The sequence below is a fragment of the Moellerella wisconsensis ATCC 35017 genome (assembly GCF_001294465.1).
Classification (GTDB): domain Bacteria; phylum Pseudomonadota; class Gammaproteobacteria; order Enterobacterales; family Enterobacteriaceae; genus Moellerella; species Moellerella wisconsensis.
This window is the reverse complement of the sequence record NZ_LGAA01000097.1, coordinates 1-241: the sequence shown is the minus strand read 5'-3', so window position 1 is coordinate 241 and position 241 is coordinate 1. Positions and strand designations below refer to the sequence as shown.

At 43.6% G+C, this 241-nt stretch carries 1 protein-coding gene; it reads left to right on the top strand.

All coding sequences use genetic code 11. From position 1 onward, the window contains the following. The coding region (locus M992_RS14535) for a DNA replication terminus site-binding protein (RefSeq protein ID WP_282955654.1) at positions 1-241 on the top strand (241 nt) is incomplete at both ends.

The window sequence follows — 241 nt, the reverse complement described above, 5'->3', positions numbered from 1 at the left end:
ATCATGTTATCGATCGTATGAACATCTGTTTTCGCCAGCTTGAGCAAGGGTTAGTGGAAATTGATGCTGTTTTAAAATCTCTGACACCACTACAGGCCAACGTATTTTTGTTGCCTGATATTGAGAAAGGTAAAGAGCATGATGACATTACAAAAATCAGCGTCATCCCCTGCTCGGGGGAAGCGGCATTTGAAGCAGGTTTACAACACTTCCGTCGCTTGTTCATCCATCATCATGCGCA